Genomic DNA, 416 nt, shown 5'->3' with positions numbered 1-416 from the left:
GAGACTGACGACGATACTCAACACTGGGTTAACTTGTTCAAAAGTTGGGCAGAAGGTAATACTTACGTATATAAGCTTTTATCGGGAGATATAAGTGTGCTACATGATTATGTTGAATACATTGCCGAAACAGTAGCCTCAAATGAACAAATCTCAAAATTGTTGAATGTTATAATTGCAGCAAACCAATATAGCATAGATGTAGACGATATACTCAAACGATTTGAAACAGAGATTGCGTCTTTTTCACAGCAACCATCATCAGATGATATGTATACGCAACAGGTGATACCGGACTATATCGCGTGGTTTGGTTACGAGTTAGCGTATTATTATTTACATCGGGGTGTGTACAATGATGGTTTTAAACATTTGATGTATTCAATGGTAAGTTATCATACACTAAATAATGAGAC

The 416-nt window shown here is 35.8% G+C and carries 1 pseudogene; it reads left to right on the top strand.

The window, feature by feature from the left end:
* Positions 1-416, top strand: a pseudogene (locus tag JO375_RS24430) (transcriptional regulator); the annotation flags it as partial.

The organism is Paenibacillus farraposensis (genome assembly GCF_020736845.1).
Taxonomy (GTDB): Bacteria; Bacillota; Bacilli; order Paenibacillales; family Paenibacillaceae; genus Paenibacillus; species Paenibacillus farraposensis.
This window is presented reverse-complemented; position numbering and strand designations above follow the sequence as displayed.